At 62.5% G+C, this 610-nt stretch carries 1 pseudogene; it reads left to right on the plus strand.

The features are described from left to right. Positions 1-528: pseudogene (locus FA743_RS20985) on the plus strand (transposase family protein); the annotation flags it as partial. Positions 529-610: the final 82 nt, after the last annotated feature.

Genomic DNA, 610 nt, shown 5'->3' on the forward strand with positions numbered 1-610 from the left:
GCTGAGGGAAAGCTGTTTCTGTTCGTCGGCATCGACCGCACGAGCAAATTTGCCGTGACCCAGTTGGTCGACAAGGCGGACAGGAAGACGGCCTGGGAGTTCCTGCAGCACCTGCTCGAGGCATTCGCCGACATGCGGCTCATCCTGTCATGTCCACACCATTCTCACCGATCGAGCCAGCGGGCGCCAGCGGTCCGAGCCCGATGGCGAGGGGCATTCAGTTCGGCCCGAGCAGCCGCGGAACCGCAACACCATCTACTCCCGGCCCATGCGCTTCGACATGATCTGCGAGGGCGAGACCCTGTCCGCCATCGGTTCGAGAACATGGTCGAGCGGTATCGAGCACCGCCTCACAAAGCCCAACCATCCTTGGAGTTGCGAGGATCAGAAAACAGTCCGGGGACTGTTTTCCCGAGTGACGGCCAGGTCGAGCGGATGAACCGCACGATCAAGGACGCGACGGTCAAACGCTTCCACTCCGACGACCATGACCAGCTCCGCACTCACCTGGCGGACTTCATGGCGGCCTAAAATTTCGCGCGCCGGCTCAAGATCCTCGCCAGCCATGGTCCTCGGACCGATGGCGGACCATGGCTGGCCCTCACGCCTT

This window comes from Paracoccus gahaiensis, assembly GCF_005048225.1.
In the GTDB taxonomy this organism is placed as follows: domain Bacteria; phylum Pseudomonadota; class Alphaproteobacteria; order Rhodobacterales; family Rhodobacteraceae; genus Paracoccus; species Paracoccus gahaiensis.